Here is a 16305-nt window from a genome sequence, read left to right as displayed (position 1 = left end):
TTTATGCCATTGCCTGATTGATGATGCCGTACGCGCGCCAGGTCGCGTCGGGGGCCGCCTCGCGCGCGTCGGCGCCGGCGTTGCGCACCATCTTCTCGACGGAATCGACGCGCGTCAAGCCGACGCTCGTCAGCCAGTCGTCGATGCCGGCGTCGCCCGGCACATCGATTCGCGCGAAATCGCCGGCATGCTGCGCGAGCCAGTACGAGATCAGAGCGCGGGCGCGCAGATCGTCGGGTGAGCGTTGCGCGACCACCGGTCCGATCGAGTAGCCGCGTCCGAACGGGCGGCACAGCGAGAAACCGAGCACTTCGCCGTCGCGTTCCAGCACCACGCCTTGCGCGAATTCGAGCAGCGACGGTATCGTCGCGCTGCGGTCGAGACCGCTCGCACGCGACGCAAGCTCGATTAGGCAGGGTAGGTCCGCGGGCGTCGCCGCGCGCAGATGCTCGCCGGCCGGCGGCGCGACGGCCGCGACGCTGCCGAGCGTGCCCTGATGCTGGGTGAGTCCGCCGCAGGCGACGAAGCCCAGCTTTTCATAAAGCGGCTTGCCCGCGACGGTTGCATGCAGGAAGGTCACGCGGTTGCCGAGTTCTTCGAGCACCAATTCCATCAGCTTGCGGCCGATGCCGCGTCCCTGCTCATTCGGCGAGACGATCACAAGCCCTAGCGTGCCCCGGTCCGCGCCGAATTTCCAGCACAGCGCGGTGCCGATCACGCTACCGTTGTCTTCGGCCACGAAGCCGGTGCCGGCGTCGTACATGAAGCGCCAGTCCTCGGCGCGGTGCGGCCAGCGCACCGCTACCGAGAGGGCGTGCGCGGCGGCGATGTCATCGGACGTGAAACGACGGTAGCGGGGTGATTTCTTCACGGTGAATTCGGACACTACAAGCTCCTGCTGGCGGCATGATCAGCCTAGACTCTCGCATCCGCAGCGCCCGCTTCATAGGACGATCTTTTTGTTATTGGGGCGTACGCGTCGTCAAACTGCGCAGGTATTTTGTCGTTCACTTTGGCGGTGCTATATTCAATATAATGATGAAAAATTGCACGACCGTTCATCGCAGCGAGTGGGCACGCCTTTCGCACGCCACGGCCCGTGCCCCGCACAACAACCGCAACGTCACAGACAGGAAACCCATGCAGCGAACACAGATCAGCAAGAAGCGCGCGGCCGACCCGGGTCACGGCGACGTCGGCGCTCGTCTGCGCGCGTTGCGCGTCGCGCAGAGTCTGTCGATCAACGAGCTGGCGATGCGCGCGGGCGTATCGGTGGGCACGGTGAGCCAGGTCGAGCGCAACAAGGCCAATCCGTCGGTGCGTATTCTCGAGCGCCTGCGCCAGGCGTTGGCGGTGCCGCTTACCGCGCTTCTCGAAGAAGACGACGCGGTCTCGGACCCGGTCACCGGCGATTTCGTGCGCAAGGCGGCCGAGAGGCCGCTGTTCGAAGTCGGCAAGAACGGCATGCAGAAAGAATTGTTGTCACCGCACGGCGATCACGATTTGCAGATGATGATCATCATGCTGCCGCCCGGTGCCGGTTCCGAAGAAGTACTGGTCGGCATCGGCGAGAAGGCGGGGCTGGTGCTGGACGGCACGGTCGTGCTGAACGTCGGCGAGCGGCGCTCCGAACTGCACGCGGGCGACAGTTTCCAGTTCAAAAGCACGGTGCCGCACAGCGTGCGTAACGAAAGCAGGAAGATCGCCCGTTTGCTGTGGATCATGAATACGCAGCCGCCCGTCATTCACCTCTGAGCTTTTTCGCAAAGTTTATTTTTGACCACTAGTATTTCATTCCACGTTCATTAAAATGAACTTCATCCGATGTTCGTTCATTCGGCGGTCGCGATGGCGAACAGCAGTGCAGGTGGTGCCTGGCGTCATCAGTGCGTTAGCGCGCGGCACCACACACTTGAACCTACAGATCAGGCCGGACATGTCCACTCCGTCACTCGATTTCGATCCGTCAGCCGTGCCGTTGCCGCAGGGGCATTTCATTGGCGGTGCGTACTATTCGGCGGGCGAAGCGCAGCTCGCCGTTTACCGGCCGTCGGATGGCGCGCTGCTTGGCCATGTGCCGGACGCGTCGGACGCGACCGTCGATCACGCGGTGAGCAATGCGTTGGCTGCATGGAAGACGAGCGGGTGGGGCACGCGTTCTCCGCGCGAACGCGCGAAGGTGCTGAGCCGCTGGGCCGAGCTGATCGATCGCGATGCGGTGAGCCTCGCGCAACTCGAAACGGTCAGCTCGACACGTCCGGTGACGGAAAGCTACGCGTCCGATGTGCCGTTCACTGCCGAGGCGATCCGCTTTTTCGCGGAACTGGCCGACAAGCTCGGTGGCGATATCGCGGCCACGCGCCGCGACAGTCTCGGTTTTATCGCATCGGAGCCGTACGGTGTGATCGGGGCGATCACACCGTGGAATTTCCCGCTGTCGATGTGCTCATGGAAGTGCGGCCCCGCGCTCGCGGCGGGCAACGCGGTCGTGATGAAACCGTCGGAAATGACGCCCTTCTCGACGCTGCGCGTCGCGGAACTCGCCATCGAAGCGGGCATGCCGGCTGGCATCTTCAATGTGGTGAATGGCCGTGGCGCGACGGCGGGCGCCGCGCTGACGCGTCACCCCGGCATTGCCAAAATGAGCTTCACAGGTTCGACCCGCACCGGCGCCGCGATCATGAGCGACGCCGCGATGCACGGCACCAAACCCGTCACGCTGGAACTCGGCGGCAAGAGCCCGCAACTGGTGTTCGAGCACGTGCGGGACCTCGATCATACGGCGCGCTGCATCGCCCGCGGCTTTACGGCCAACGGCGGCCAGGCCTGCGTGGCCGGTACGCGGCTGATCGTGCACGAGCGCATGGCCGAGCCGCTGATCGACGCCATTCAACGGCAGCTGCGGCCGATCAAGCCCGGTCCGCTGTGGGACAGTCGCACCGCTTATTCGCCGATCATCAGTGCCGGCCAGGCGCGGCGCATCGAAGCGCTGATCGAGCAAAGCCGCGACAGCGGTGCGGAAGTGATCTTCGGCGGCGGCTTTTTCGAAGGCACCGGCGAAGGCTATTTCCACCGCCCCACACTGCTCGCCAATGTGACCGCCGACACGCCCGCGGTGCGCGAGGAGCTGTTCGGCCCGGTGTTGACGGTACAGACATTCAAAGACGAGGAAGAGGGCATCGCGCTCGCCGCGCATCCGACCTACGGTCTCGCGGCGGGCGTCCATAGCAGCGACATCGGCCAGGCGCTGCGGGCGATGCGCCGCATCGCGGCGGGCACGATCTGGATCAACCGCTACGGCCGCAGCGGCGACATGATCATTCCGACGGGCGGCTTCGGCCAATCCGGTATCGGCAAGGATCTCGGCCGCGAGGCGATGGTGGCGAGCATGCGGCACAAGAGCGTGCTGATCGATTTCGAAGCGCCGTGAAGTACCGCCTTACCCAGCTTTACGCCAGCATCAGCCGCACTGATTCAATTCGACACTGAACCCCGAGCCTGCGAACAGGTTCGCCATGACGACAGGATGTTCACCATGATCGATTTCGAGCCGAAGTACATCACTTTCGACTGCTATGGCACGCTGACTCATTTCCAGATGGGCCAGACCGCGCGCCAGCTTTACGGCGACAAGCTGGACAAGGCGAAGATGGATGAGTTCGTCGAGTTCTTCCGTGGCTATCGCCTCGACGAAGTACTGGGTGCATGGAAACCCTACCGCGACGTGGTCGTGAACTCGGTGCGCCGCACCTGTGCGCGCACTGGCGTGCCGTTCGACGAAGCGACCGCGCTGAAAATCTATGAAGCGGTGCCGAGCTGGGGCCCGCACCCCGACGTGCCGGAAGGGCTGTCGCGACTGGCCTCGAAGTACAAGCTCGTGATCCTGTCGAACGCGTCGGACGACCAGATCCACAGCAACGTCGACCAGCTCGGCGCGCCGTTCCACAAGGTCTACACCGCGCAGCAGGCGCAGGCCTACAAGCCGCTGCAAAAAGCATTCGAGTACATGTTCTCGCAACTGGATTGCAATCCGGAAGACGTGCTGCACGTGTCGTCGAGCTTCCGCTACGACCTGATGACCGCGTACGACATGGGCATCAAGCACAAGGCGTTCGTCAACCGTCGCCACGAGCCGCTGAACCCGTACTACGGCGTCAACGAAGTGTCGGGCATTCCGCAACTGGCGTCGCTGCTCGGCCTTTGATCGACAGCTTCGGTCTTCTCGCGAGATCGCTTCGCGTGCGCCGGTGAGAGCGGCGCAACCAACCGACAGGAATGCATCACGATGAAGCTCGACTCCTACTGGCTCGACACCGCGCCGCGCTTCGCCAAGGGCGCGCAGAGTCCGCTGCCGCAGCGGGTGGACGTCGCGGTGGTCGGCGGCGGCTTCACCGGACTGTCGGCTGCGTTGGAGCTCGCCAAACGCGGCAGATCGGTGATCGTGTTCGAGGCGGGCCGGCTCGCAGCGCAGGCATCGGGCCGTAACGGCGGCCATTGCAATACGGGCGTCGCGCAAGACTACGCCGCGCTGTCCGCACGCCTCGGCAGCGAGCGCGCGGCGGAGTTCTACCGAGCGTATGCGGGCGCCGTGGAGACGGTGAAATCGATCATCGCCGAAGAGCAGATCGATTGCGATGTGCGCCACTCCGGCAAGATCAAGCTCGCGGCGAAGCCGCAGCATTTCGCGTCGCTCGCGAAGTCGTACGAGGTGTTGCGGCGCGAGGTCGATCCCGATGTCGAACTCGTGCCGCCCGAGCAGATTCACAAGGAGATCGCATCGGACAGTTTTTTCGGCGGTCTGGTGCAGCGCAACGGCATGCAGATGCACATGGGCAAATTCGGCGTGGGTCTTGGCGAGGCAGCCGCACGCCGCGGCGCGCAGATCTACGAGAACGCGCCTGTGACGAACCTGAAGCCGCTCGGCGGCAACGCGTTCGAGGTGGAGTGTCCGCTCGGCACGGTACGCGCCGAGCGCGTGTTGATTGCCACGGGCACGTCGCAGGTCGGTCCGCTGCACTGGTTCCGCCGCCGCATCGCGCCGGTCGGCAGCTTCATCGTCGCGACCGAGCCGCTCGGCAAGGCACGCGTCGACGCGTTGTTGCCAACGCGCCGCTCGTATGTGACGACACTGAACATCGGCAACTATTTTCGTGCGACGCCTGACGAGCGTCTGCTGTTCGGCGGCCGCGCGCGCTTTGCGATGTCGAATCCGCGTTCGGACGAAAAGAGCGGGCGGATTCTGCGTGAAGGGCTCGCGCGTTACTTCCCGGCGCTGGCCGACGTGCGCATCGACTACTGCTGGGGCGGCCTCGTCGACATGACGGCCGACCGCCTGCCGCGCGCGGGCCAGCATGACGGACTGTTTTATTCGATGGGCTACAGCGGCCACGGTGTGCAGATGTCCGTGCACATGGGTCGGCTGATGGCCGACGTGATGTTCGGCGCCGCCTCGCGCAATCCGTGGCGAACGCTCGAATGGCCCGCGATTCCAGGACATTTTGGACGCGCGTGGTTTTTGCCGCTCGTTGGCGCGTATTACAGGTTGCAGGATGTACTGCATTGAACGGATCGACTGATCGCTACTGTCAGATGGCAGCGCAGCGCGCAGGTTGAATAATCACTATTCCCAGAGGAAATCCCCATGTTGCGTTTCATGTTCCAGCCTGCTTCCGCCGTCCGTTTCAACACTGTGCAGCGCGTTGCCGCGGGCGCGGGCCTCGCGATCACGATGATGTTCGGCGCCGCCCACGCCGCCGAGATGGCGACGCTCACCGCGGGCTCGCCGCCGTCGAGCGCACCGACCACGTTCATGGACCTCAAGACGCAGAAGATTGAAGGCCTGATGCCGGATGTCGTCAAGGAGATCGGCAAACGCGAAGGCTTCAACGTGTCGTACGACGCGGTGCCGTTCTCGGCGCTGATCCAGTCGGTGGTGTCCGGCAAGATCGACATCATCGTCGCCGGCATGACGCCGACGCCGAAGCGCGCCGAAGTGGTCGATTTCTCGCAGCCGGTGACGGCGTTTGGCGAAGGCATCATCGTGAAGGACACGAACAAGGCCGTCTATCACTCGGTGCAGGACATGAAGGGCATGACGGTCGGTGCCCCGACCGGTACCGACTACGGCGATCAGTTGAAGAAGCTCGGCATCTTCACCGAAGTGAAGATGTACGACAGCGCCGCCGACATGACGCGCGATGTCGCGCTTGGCCGCATCGTCGCCGGGTTCAACGACTATCCGATCCTGAAGGCTCAGGAGGCGGCGGGCGCGATGGCGGGAACGCGGGTCGACGACGCTTATGTGCCGATGGAAAAGTTCGACATCGCGATCGCGGTGAAGAAGGGCAACAGCGCGCTGATGGTGAAGATCAACGACGCGCTGACGAAGATGAAGGCCGACGGCACGCTCGACACGATCCTGAAGAAGTGGCATCTCACGAGCTGATCGGCTTGTCGTGACACGGGGCGGCCCGCTGTGAGGCGGGAGCCGCCCTGCGAGGTCCGCCGTCCGCCAGGACGGCGGGCTGAACGAATGCATAGAGCAATGGAAGGCACGACATGCACTGGCACGATATAACCGACTTTGTACCGATTTTGCTGCAAGGCGCGGTGATGAGCATCGTCATCACGCTGGGATGTCTGCTGTTGAGCACGGCGCTCGGCCTGACTTGGGCGTTGCTGAAAATGTCGCGCTATCCGCTGGTCGTGCGCGGTGTCGGCGCGATGATCAACATCGTGCGCGGTCTGCCGATGATCGTGCTGTTGTTCTACATCTACTTCGTGCTGCCGGAAATCCACATCCAGGTGTCGGCGCTGCAGGCCAGCATCATCGGGCTTGGTTTCGGTTATTCGACTTACATGGCGGAGATCTTCCGGGCGGGTATCGAGGCGGTCGATCCGGGCCAGTATGAAGCCGCGCAGTCGATCGGCATGGGTCGCGTGAAGACGATGGTGCGAGTGATCCTGCCGCAGGCGATCAAGGTCGCGCTGCCGCCGTACAGCAACACGCTCGTGATGATGCTGAAGGACTCGTCGCTTGCGTCGACCATCACGGTCGCCGAAATGACGCGTGAAGGGCAACTGATCGCGTCGTCGACGTTTCAGAATTTGACGGTATATACGCTCGTCGCGCTCGGCTACCTGGCGATGAGCCTGCCGTTGATGAGCATGACCCGCACGCTCGAACGACGTTTCGGTCGGCACAAGGCCAGATAAGCGCGAAGTGAGGATGCGATGATCGAAATCACGAATGTGCACAAGAGTTTTGGCGGCGTACCCGTTCTCCAGGGTGTTTCGCTCAACGTCCGCCAGGGCGAAGTGGTCTGCCTGATCGGTGCGTCGGGCTCTGGAAAGTCGACGCTGCTGCGCTGCATTAACGCGCTGGAGTCTTACGACGAAGGTGAAATTCGCCTGCTCGGCGAGCGCGTCGAACAGCGCGCGCGCCATATCAACCAGTTGCGCACCCAGGTCGGCATGGTGTTTCAGCGCTTCAACCTGTTTCCACACCGTACGGCGCTCGAGAACGTGATGGAAGGACCCGTGCATGTCAAACGTCTCGCGCGCGCCGACGCGCAACGCGAAGCGTCTGAACTGCTCGACAAGGTGGGGCTCGGCCACAAGCTGCACGCCTATCCTCATCAGCTTTCGGGCGGGCAGCAGCAACGGGTGGCGATTGCACGCTCGCTCGCGATGAAGCCGAAGGCGATCCTGTTCGACGAGCCGACTTCGGCGCTCGATCCCGAACTGGTCGGCGAAGTGCTCAACGTGATGCGCACGCTTGCACGCGAAGGGATGACGATGCTGGTCGTCACCCACGAAATGGGCTTTGCGCGTGAAGTGGCAGACCGGGTGTGCTTTCTGCACGCCGGACTCATCATCGAGGAGGGCACCGCGCAGCAGGTGCTGGGTTCGCCGCGCGAGCCGCGTACCCGCGAATTCCTGCGCCACGTGCTGACCCATCGCAGCGACACTCAGGTGTCACCGGACGGTATCGCGGGAGCCGCGGCATGAACGGCAGATTCGTACGCGTAGGCGAGACGGCTCGCAGCACAGTCGAGCTGACGATCGACGGCGAGACGGTCGAAGCGCTGGCCGGCGACACGCTGCTCACCGCGATGCTGTGCTCCTTGCGGCATGTGCGGCAGTCGGAATTCGGCGATGAAAAGCGCGCCGGCTTTTGCCTGATGGGCGCGTGTCAGGATTGCTGGGTATGGACCGCGGACGGCGAGCGGCTGCGCGCCTGCACTACCGTGGTCGAAGCAGGCATGCGCGTCGTCACGACGCAACCGGAGGCCCAATGGGCGAACCTCGCATCATAATCGTCGGCGCAGGGCCTGCGGGCGTGCGCTGCGCGCAAACGCTGCTGGCGGGCGGCATCCGTCCGATCGTCGTCGATGAAGGCAGGCGCGATGGCGGTCAGATCTACCGGCGACAGCCCGACGGCTTCACGCGGCCCTACGCGAAGCTGTACGGCACTGAAGCCGCACGCGCGGAAGACCTGCATCGCACCTTCGAGCGACTGCGCCCGCAGATCGACTACCGTGCGCAGACGCTGGCGTGGAACGTCGCGCAAGGCAAGCTGCATGTCGTGCATGAAGGACACGCGAGCGCGTTGGGCTACGACGCGCTGATCCTGTGCCCCGGCGCGACCGACCGGCTGATGCCGGTCAAAGGCTGGCAGTTCGCCGGGACCTACAGCCTCGGTGCCGCGCAGATCGCGCTGAAGTCGCAGGCCTGCGCGATCGGCCGCCAGGTCGTTTTCATGGGGACCGGCCCATTGCTGTATCTGGTCGCGAACCAGTATGTGCAGGCGGGCGCCAAGGTAGCGGCGGTGCTCGACACGTCGAAGACCGGTGCGCGCCTGCGCGCGCTGCCCAAGCTACTCGCGCGCGTCGACGTATTGCGCAAGGGCCGCGCGCTCGTGGCAGCGCTGAAGCGCTCGGGCGTGCGGGTCGAAAACGGCATCGAGCCGCTCGAGATTCTCGGCAATCCCGACGACGGCGTGCGTGGCGTGCGCTTTCGCGATGCGCGCGGCAATGTGGTGCAGATCGATTGCGACGCAGTGGGTCTCGGCTATCACCTGCGTCCGGAGACTCAGCTTGCCGATCTCGCGCGCTGTGCTTTCCGTTTCGATGTGCTCACGCGGCAATGGGTGCCGCACATCGATGAGCTCGGCCGCAGTACCGAAAAAGGCGTCTATATCGCGGGTGACGGCGCACGCGTGCTCGGCGCGGACGGCGCGGAGATTGCCGGACGGCTTGCGGCCTACGCTGCGTTGAGCGATCTCGGGCGCGCGGTTCCGGCCGCGACGCTCGACACCTTGACGCGCGAACAGCGCAAAATGGATCGCTTCAGGATCGGTCTCGCCCAGGCGTTCGGCTGGCCTGCGGAGCAGGCGGCCCGCCTGTCCGACGATACGATCGTGTGCCGGTGCGAAGGCATCACCGCGGGCGAACTGCGCCGCGTGGTGCGCGACGAAGGCGCGCAGGAAGCGAACCGCGCAAAGGCGTTTAGCCGCGTCGGCATGGGACGCTGCCAGGGACGTTACTGCGGCCATGCGGGCGCGGAGGTGATCGCGGCGGCGGCGCACGTGCCGCTCGAGCAGGTTGGCCGGCTGCGCGGGCAGGCACCCGTGAAGCCGCTCGCCATCGCAACCGTGGAGGAGACCGAATGAATCGCGCACAAGCCGATGTTCTGATCGTGGGCGGCGGGTTCATGGGTGCCGCCACCGCATTTTTTCTGCGGCAACGGGGCCGCTCGGTGATCCTGCTCGAGCGTCGGCTGATCGGTCAGCAGGCGAGCGGTACCAACTTCGGCAACGTGCGCCGGCAGGGGCGCTTTCTGCCGCAGTTGCCGCTTGCGAACCGTTCGCGCGACATCTGGGGGCGCCTGCCCGAGCTGATCCAGCACGACGCCGAGTTTTTGATGTCGGGCCATGTCCGCGTCTGTTATCGCGAAGAACAGGCCGATCAGTTCGAAACCTACGCGAAGGAAGCCGCGCATTACGGTCTCAAGCTCGACCTGCTGCGCGGCGACGCGCTGCGCGCGCGGTTTCCGTTTCTCGGTCCCGAGGTACTGGCGGGCTCGTATTCGCGAATGGACGGGCACGCGAATCCGCGGCTCGCGGCGCCCGCGTTCGGCCGCGCGGCGGCGCGGCTCGGCGCACAGATCGTCGAAAACTGCGACGTCGTGACGGTGGAAAAAGAAGGCGCGGAGTTTCGCGCGACGAGCGCCGACGGCCGCACCTTCCATGCCCCCGTGCTGCTGATCACCGCGGGTGCGTGGGGCAATCTGCTATCGGAGCAGTTTGGCGAAGCGGTGCCGATCGCCGTCAACGGTCCGCAAATGGCCGTGACCGAACCCGTGCCGTATGCGATCAGGCCGGTGGTCGGCGTGTCGTCGCCGCAGATGGAGGAGGTGGTGTATTTCCGCCAGGTCGCGCGCGGCAATGTCGTGATCGGCGGCTGCGCGCGTGCGCCAGCTTATCTCGACGAACGCCGCGCGAAGGTTCTCCCGCAAAGCACGTTGCTGCAGTTCAGGCAACTGCAGCGCGTCGCGCCGATGCTGCGCAAGCTGAACATCATCCGGGTATGGAGCGGCGTCGAAGGCTATATGCCCGACGACAGGCCGATCATGGGCGCGAGCGGTACGACCAGCGGCCTGTTCTATGCATTCGGTTTTTGCGGCCACGGGTTCCAGCTGGGTCCGGGCGTTGGCGACACGATGGCCGAACTGATCGACACCGGTGCGACCAGCACGCCGCTCGAGCCGTTCGACATCCGCCGCTTCGCGGCCGGTCGCGATGACGCGCCGGCGGCTGCGTCCACGTCGCGCGTTGCGTGAGCGGAGCGTCGATGCTGAGCCCGAGCCCAGCCTCATCATCATCCGCGCCCGAGTTCGCGGGCGCGAACCGTCATACGACACGCGCGCCGGATCGCGTGAGCCGCGCCGTCCAGCGTGCGGTCGACTTCATCGATGCGGGTTTCGCCCAGCCGATCAGTCTGTCCGACCTGGCGGCCGTCGCTGAGTTGAGCATGTCGCGGTTTGCGGTGCGCTTCAGCGCTGAGATGGGTGTGTCGCCGCAGCAATATGTGAGGCTAGTGCGCGTACGGCATGCGCAGCGCCTGCTGCGGCGAGGCTTGCCTGCGTCGATCGTCGCGGCCGAGGTGGGCTTCTTCGATCAAAGCCATCTGTGCCGGCATTTCAAACGCGTGCTTGGCACAACGCCGCGTGAGTGGCTGAGCGCCGACTGCTGATGGCTAAGGGCTGACTGCGACGACCGCTTCATTGATGCTGTTGCGAGAACAGCGCTTCCAGTGGGTATTCGGACTTCACGAACGGCGTCTTGATGATGACGTAGCTGAAATACTTCTCGATGCCGATGTCACGCTCCAGCAGCCCTTCGATCACGCTCTGATAGTGATTGACGCTGCGCGTGACGAACTTCAGCAGGTAATCGTATCCGCCGCTCGCCAGATGGCATTCGATGATCTCGTCGACAGGACGGATCGCCGCCTCGAACTTGGCGAAGTCCTCGCGGCGATGGTCGGCAAGGGTGACCTCGGTGAACACGATTTGCACGTCGCCGAGTTTCTGGAGCTGGATGTGTGCGCCGTAGCCGACGATATAGCCGGCCTTTTCAAGCCTTTTCACGCGAATCAGACAGGGGCTCGGCGAGAGCCCCACGGCGTCCGCAAGCTCGACGTTGGTGATACGGCCTTTTTTCTGCAGTTGCGAAAGAATCCGCAGGTCGATCCGGTCCAGCTTCGTGTCGCCGCTTGTCGTCATGTATCGGTCTGCCCGTCGAAGATTCTGCTTTTCGCTTCGTCGCGCTTCGCCTGAGTCAAGCGCCGCGCAGGCCGATGTTATCACGCGCTCAGGCGGCTGCGCGGCTCGCGCCGCGCAACGCGGCGCGCACCTCCGCATGGTCGAGCACCTCGTCGAGTGTGCGGCGCAACCGGCTGAAAAGTTGGTCGAACTCCGCTTCGCCGAAGCAAAGCGCGGGTGCGAAACCGAGGATGCTGTCGCCGAATGCGCGGAACCCGAGACGGTTGCGGTAGGCCGCTGCCGCGATCCGGTCCGGCAGCTTCAGCGACGGATCGAAGCGCGCGCGCGAATCCTTGTCGGCGACGAGTTCGAGCGCGCCAAGCAGGCCGCGATGACGCGAGTCGCCGACCAACGGATGATCGAGCAGCGCGTCGAGCCCGGCGGCAAAACGCGGCGCTTGCGCGATACCGTTCGCGAGCAGACCGCCCTCGTGATACAGGCGCAGTACTTCGAGTCCGATCGCGGCGCTTACCGGATGCGCGGAGTAGGTCTGGCCATGACCGACCACCGCGGTATCGCGCGCGTCGCCTGCAATGCCCTGGTAGATTTCGTCGGACATCAGCACCGCGCCCATCGGCGCATAACCCGAAGTCAGCCCCTTCGCAACCGTCATGAGATCCGGCTCGACCTGTTCCGCCTCGCAGGCGAACAGCGGCCCGGTGCGGCCGAAGCCCGTGATGACTTCATCGGCGACGAACAGGATGTCGAGACGGCGGCACGCGTCGCGCATTGCCTTGAGCCAGCCGACCGGCGGCACGATTACGCCGCCCGAGCCCTGAATTGGCTCGCAGAAGAACGCGGCAACGTTCTGCGCGCCGAGTGATGTCACTTTGGCTTCGAGCGCGGCGACGGACGCGGCGATCAGCGCCTGCGCGTTTTCGCCTTGCGGCTGGCGGTACGCATAGGGCGACGGCAGATGGTGTTGGTGCGGCAGCGGCAGATCGAAGTTGCGGTGGAACGCGGGCAGCGCGGTCAGCCCGGCGCCGACGGACGACGAGCCGTGATAGCCGCGTTCGAGCGCGATCATCTGCTTTTTCGCCGGACGCCCCGTCGCGTTGAAGTAATGCGTGATGAAGCGGATCGCCGAGTCGACCGCATCTGAGCCGCCGAGCGTGAAATAGACGTGTTGCAGCGAAGCGGGCGAGAGCGCAACCAGTTTTTCGGCCAGCTCGATAGCCGGTTCCGACGAGAAGTGAAAGTAGGTGGTCGCGTAGGGTAGCTTCGTCATCTGCCGCGTCGCTGCTTCGACGATGCTCTGCTGGCCGTAACCCACGTTCACGCACCAGAGGCCGGCAAACGCGTCGAGCAGTTCGTTGCCGTCGATGTCGCGCAGATACGCGCCGTGTCCGGATTCCAGTACGGTGGTGCCCCGCGCTTCGTGCGCGCGGTAGTTGATGACCGGGTGAATCAGATGCTTGCGGTCGGCGTCGATGAGCGATGATTTTGTCATGATGGTATTTCCGCGCAGGTTGCGATCAGGTGAGCGTCACCTCCTGATAGTAGCGACAGCGGCATGCAAGCCGTTCCGCCAAAAAAACGCCCAAAGAGCGTAGGCGCAGCGTTTTTTACCCCCAGACAGCATTTTCTGCCGCGCGTGCTGAATAGCGGCCCAAACGAGATTTCAGCGATGCGTTCGCGGCCGCGTCAGGCCAGCGACTGCGTGATCACCGCAAACTGACGTAGCGAGCCGTCGGCGAGTCCGGGCTCGGCAATGGGTCGCGCGGATGCGATCCGCCGCATCCTCACGACCGTGTCGGCGCGTGCAAGACCGAGGCCGGTGAGCCACGTTCGCAGGCCGTGCCCGTGCGGTACGTCGATGCGCACCAGCGCGCCTTCGTTCAGCGCCAGCCAATGACGGATCAGCGCCTTGGCGTGCACGGCGTCCGGGCTCGCACCGGCGACCACGGGGCCGATCAGGAAACCGCGTCCGAAGCGGCGGAACAGCGAGAAGCCGAGAAGTTCGCCGTCGCGATCGAGCGCGATACCGTCGGCCAGTTCGAGCAGCGGCGGCAGCACGTGGCTGCGGTCGAGACCGCTCGCACGCGATGCCAACGCGACCAGTTGCCCGGCATCGCTCGCGCCGAGCGGGCGCAGCCGCTCGTTGGCGGCCAGCGCGACGAGCGGCGCACGGAACGCCGCGCCCTGCATCTGGTCGAGCGCGCCGCAGGCCTCGAAGCCGAGCGCGTCGCACAATGGCTGGGCAGCCTCGGTCGCATAGAGCGTGACGTCGCGCTTGCCGAGTTCGTCGAGCGCATGCGTGAGCAACGTGCGGCCGATACCCACGCGGCGATGCTCAGGCGCGACGACCAGCATCCCGAGCGTCGCCTGATCCGCGCCGAACTTCCAGCACACCACCGTGCCGACCAGCGTGCCTGCCGTCTCGGCGACGAAACCGATTCCGGTGTGCGCGGAGAACCCCCAGTCTTCACGGCGGTGCGACCAGCCGATCGAGGCGGACAGGCGTTGCGCAGCAGGAAGGTCGTCGGCTGTCAGGCGTCGGTAGGTGACAAATGCGTGCGTGGTTGAATCGGACACGGGGCGCTCCGTGATTAATCGGCCGTGTCGCGACTGTTGCACGTTGCGCGCCCATCGGATAGCACGAACTTCTCATCGAAACAGCGAATTCCGTCGATGCAATCGTCAGGGTCAACGCCAGGGGCGGCAAATCATGCTGTTTGAACCACTCAAAACCGTGTTTTCGAATGGTCGAATCCATCGATACGCGAACAACGCCATTTTTTGCAGTGCTTAAATCGATTCATGCAGTGCCGCCGCGCCGCGATCAGCACGCGTAGCGCCGTCGAACACCAATGCTGGATATCCCGCGTTCAATCACGAGTGAGGAGCAGTTCGCATGTACGACGACGAAATCAAAACGGGCGGTTTCAACCGCCGCGACATGATGCGTTTGCTGGCCGCCGGCGGCATGCTCGCCACCGGCGCGGGAGGCCTGCTGGCGGGCGCTCGTCCGGCACTCGCGGCAGCCACGCCGAAGAAAGGCGGCAAGATCCGGGTGGCCAACGACGCCTCGTCGACCGCCGATACGCTGGACCCGGCCAAGGGTTCGGCAGGCGCCGACTACATCCGCTTCTTTATGTTTTACAGCAGCCTGACGCAACTCGACGGATCGCTGACGCCGAGGATGAATCTCGCCGAAGCGGTCGACAGCAGCGATGCCAAGGTGTGGGTGATCAAGCTGCGCAAGGGCGTCACCTTCCACGACGGCAAGGCGCTCGCGCCCGCCGATGTCGTCTACTCGCTGATGCGTCACAAGGATCCGGCAACGGCTTCGAAGGTGAAGACGCTGGCCGAACAGTTCGTGGAGGCGAAGCAGACCGGCCCCAACGAAGTCACGCTCACGCTCGCGTCCGCCAACGCGGATCTGCCCGTGATTCTCGCCACGCCGCAATTCGTGATCGTCAAGGACGGCACGACGGACTTCACGACGGCCGTCGGCACCGGCCCGTACAAGCTGAAGACCTTCAAGCCCGGCGTCTCGACCGTGGGCATCCGTAACGACAGTTTCTGGAAGACCGGCGGCGGCCCTTACCTCGACCAGATCGAGCTGATCGGTATCGGCGATAACGCGGCACGGGTGAATGCGCTGCTCTCCGGCGACGTTCATCTGATCAATTCCGTCGATCCGCGCGCGACGCAGCGCATTGCCGCGACGCCGGGCTATGAGGTGCGCGAGACCAAGTCGGGTCTCTATACCGATCTGATCATGCGCCGCGACAATCCGCTGACCGGCAACCCCGATTTCGTGCAGGGGATGAAGTATCTGTTCGACCGTGACCAGATCCGCAGCGCGGTGTTTCGCGGTTATGCGGTGATCGGCAACGATCAGCCGATTCCGCCCGGACACCGCTACTTCAATGCGTCGCTGCCGCAGCGCCCGCACGATCCGGACAAGGCGAAGTTCCACTTCCAGAAAGCCGGAGCGATCGGTACGACGCTGCCGCCGATCTATGCGACGACCGACGCGAACGGCTCGATCGAGATGGGTGTACTGCTGCAGCAGTCCGCCGCGAAGATCGGCGTGAACCTGAACATCAATCGCGTGCCGGCGGACGGTTACTGGTCGACCCACTGGATGAAGCATCCGCTCGGGTTCGGCAACGTCAATCCGCGTTCGAGCGCCGATGTGCTGTTCACGCAGTTCTTCAAGTCGGACGCCCCGTGGAACGAGTCGGGCTGGAACAACCCGAAGTTCGACCAGTTGCTGGCCGCCGCCCGCTCGGAAACCGACGATGCCAAGCGCAAGCAGATGTACGGCGACATGCAGATGCTGGTATCGGAGCAAGGCGGCATCGGCATTCCGACGTTCCTGAGCCTGCTCGATGCGAACGACAAACACCTGCAAGGGCTCCAACCCGTGCCTACCGGCGCGATGATGGGCTTTAACTTCGCCGAGTACGTGTGGTGGAACGCATAACCCACTGAAGCGCGCGGACGCGCCGGGCGGCCCGCGCCGCCGTG

Annotated in this window: 17 protein-coding genes; 12 read left to right on the top strand and 5 right to left on the bottom strand. The window is 64.5% G+C overall.

The window, feature by feature from the left end; genetic code table 11:
• Position 1: 1 nt before the first annotated feature.
• Positions 2-886, bottom strand: a complete 885-nt coding sequence (locus tag BJG93_RS31655; protein WP_027194412.1) for a GNAT family N-acetyltransferase — start codon at positions 884-886, stop codon at positions 2-4.
• A gap of 254 nt (positions 887-1140) precedes the next feature.
• On the opposite strand from BJG93_RS31655, the gene BJG93_RS31650 reads away from it, so the two are divergent.
• A complete protein-coding gene (locus BJG93_RS31650) occupies positions 1141-1755 on the top strand; it encodes a cupin domain-containing protein (RefSeq protein WP_027194411.1) in 615 nt (204 codons plus the stop codon).
• 36 nt (positions 1756-1791) lie between these two features.
• Here the strand turns inward: BJG93_RS31650 and BJG93_RS31645 are convergent, their stop codons facing one another.
• Positions 1792-1938, bottom strand: coding sequence for a hypothetical protein (locus BJG93_RS31645; RefSeq protein ID WP_154671690.1), 147 nt, complete (start codon positions 1936-1938; stop codon positions 1792-1794).
• Between BJG93_RS31645 and BJG93_RS31640 the strand changes: the two genes are divergently transcribed.
• The 10 genes from BJG93_RS31640 (at position 1937) to BJG93_RS31595 (ending at position 11255) form a co-directional block, all read left to right on the top strand.
• Positions 1937-3430: an aldehyde dehydrogenase family protein gene (locus tag BJG93_RS31640; RefSeq protein WP_027194410.1), complete on the top strand. Its 1494-nt coding sequence runs from the start codon at positions 1937-1939 to the stop codon at positions 3428-3430. The genes BJG93_RS31645 and BJG93_RS31640 overlap by 2 nt on opposite strands.
• Positions 3431-3535: 105 nt before the next feature.
• Positions 3536-4204, top strand: a complete 669-nt coding sequence (locus BJG93_RS31635; protein WP_027194409.1) for a haloacid dehalogenase type II — start codon at positions 3536-3538, stop codon at positions 4202-4204.
• 81 nt (positions 4205-4285) lie between these two features.
• A complete protein-coding gene (locus BJG93_RS31630; protein ID WP_027194408.1) occupies positions 4286-5563 on the top strand; it encodes an NAD(P)/FAD-dependent oxidoreductase in 1278 nt (425 codons plus the stop codon).
• Between the two features lie 78 nt (positions 5564-5641).
• Positions 5642-6445: an ABC transporter substrate-binding protein gene (locus BJG93_RS31625; RefSeq protein ID WP_027194407.1), complete on the top strand. Its 804-nt coding sequence runs from the start codon at positions 5642-5644 to the stop codon at positions 6443-6445.
• 113 nt (positions 6446-6558) lie between these two features.
• Positions 6559-7215: an amino acid ABC transporter permease gene (locus BJG93_RS31620; protein WP_027194406.1), complete on the top strand. Its 657-nt coding sequence runs from the start codon at positions 6559-6561 to the stop codon at positions 7213-7215.
• Between the two features lie 18 nt (positions 7216-7233).
• Positions 7234-8010: an amino acid ABC transporter ATP-binding protein gene (locus BJG93_RS31615; protein WP_027194405.1), complete on the top strand. Its 777-nt coding sequence runs from the start codon at positions 7234-7236 to the stop codon at positions 8008-8010.
• Complete coding sequence (locus BJG93_RS31610) at positions 8007-8318, top strand: (2Fe-2S)-binding protein (RefSeq protein WP_027194404.1); 312 nt, start codon at positions 8007-8009, stop codon at positions 8316-8318. Before BJG93_RS31615 ends, BJG93_RS31610 begins: the two co-directional genes overlap by 4 nt.
• Complete coding sequence (locus BJG93_RS31605) at positions 8297-9673, top strand: FAD/NAD(P)-dependent oxidoreductase (protein ID WP_027194403.1); 1377 nt, start codon at positions 8297-8299, stop codon at positions 9671-9673. Before BJG93_RS31610 ends, BJG93_RS31605 begins: the two co-directional genes overlap by 22 nt.
• Positions 9670-10842: an NAD(P)/FAD-dependent oxidoreductase gene (locus BJG93_RS31600; protein ID WP_027194402.1), complete on the top strand. Its 1173-nt coding sequence runs from the start codon at positions 9670-9672 to the stop codon at positions 10840-10842. The genes BJG93_RS31605 and BJG93_RS31600 overlap by 4 nt, the downstream gene beginning before the upstream one ends.
• Positions 10843-10853: 11 nt before the next feature.
• Complete coding sequence (locus tag BJG93_RS31595) at positions 10854-11255, top strand: helix-turn-helix domain-containing protein (protein ID WP_027194401.1); 402 nt, start codon at positions 10854-10856, stop codon at positions 11253-11255.
• Between the two features lie 28 nt (positions 11256-11283).
• Here BJG93_RS31595 and BJG93_RS31590 read toward each other — a convergent pair whose 3' ends face one another.
• From BJG93_RS31590 to BJG93_RS31580, 3 genes are all read right to left on the bottom strand, one after another.
• Positions 11284-11787, bottom strand: coding sequence for an Lrp/AsnC family transcriptional regulator (locus BJG93_RS31590; RefSeq protein WP_027194400.1), 504 nt, complete (start codon positions 11785-11787; stop codon positions 11284-11286).
• Between the two features lie 88 nt (positions 11788-11875).
• A complete protein-coding gene (locus BJG93_RS31585) occupies positions 11876-13276 on the bottom strand; it encodes an aspartate aminotransferase family protein (protein ID WP_027194399.1) in 1401 nt (466 codons plus the stop codon).
• Between the two features lie 194 nt (positions 13277-13470).
• Positions 13471-14361 (bottom strand): GNAT family N-acetyltransferase, encoded by an 891-nt coding sequence (locus BJG93_RS31580; protein WP_027194398.1) that lies wholly within the window; start codon positions 14359-14361, stop codon positions 13471-13473.
• A gap of 319 nt (positions 14362-14680) precedes the next feature.
• Between BJG93_RS31580 and BJG93_RS31575 the strand changes: the two genes are divergently transcribed.
• Positions 14681-16261, top strand: a complete 1581-nt coding sequence (locus BJG93_RS31575) for an ABC transporter substrate-binding protein (protein WP_027194397.1) — start codon at positions 14681-14683, stop codon at positions 16259-16261.
• Positions 16262-16305 lie beyond the last annotated feature (44 nt).

The organism is Paraburkholderia sprentiae WSM5005 (assembly GCF_001865575.2).
Lineage (GTDB): Bacteria > Pseudomonadota > Gammaproteobacteria > Burkholderiales > Burkholderiaceae > Paraburkholderia > Paraburkholderia sprentiae.
This window is presented reverse-complemented; position numbering and strand designations above follow the sequence as displayed.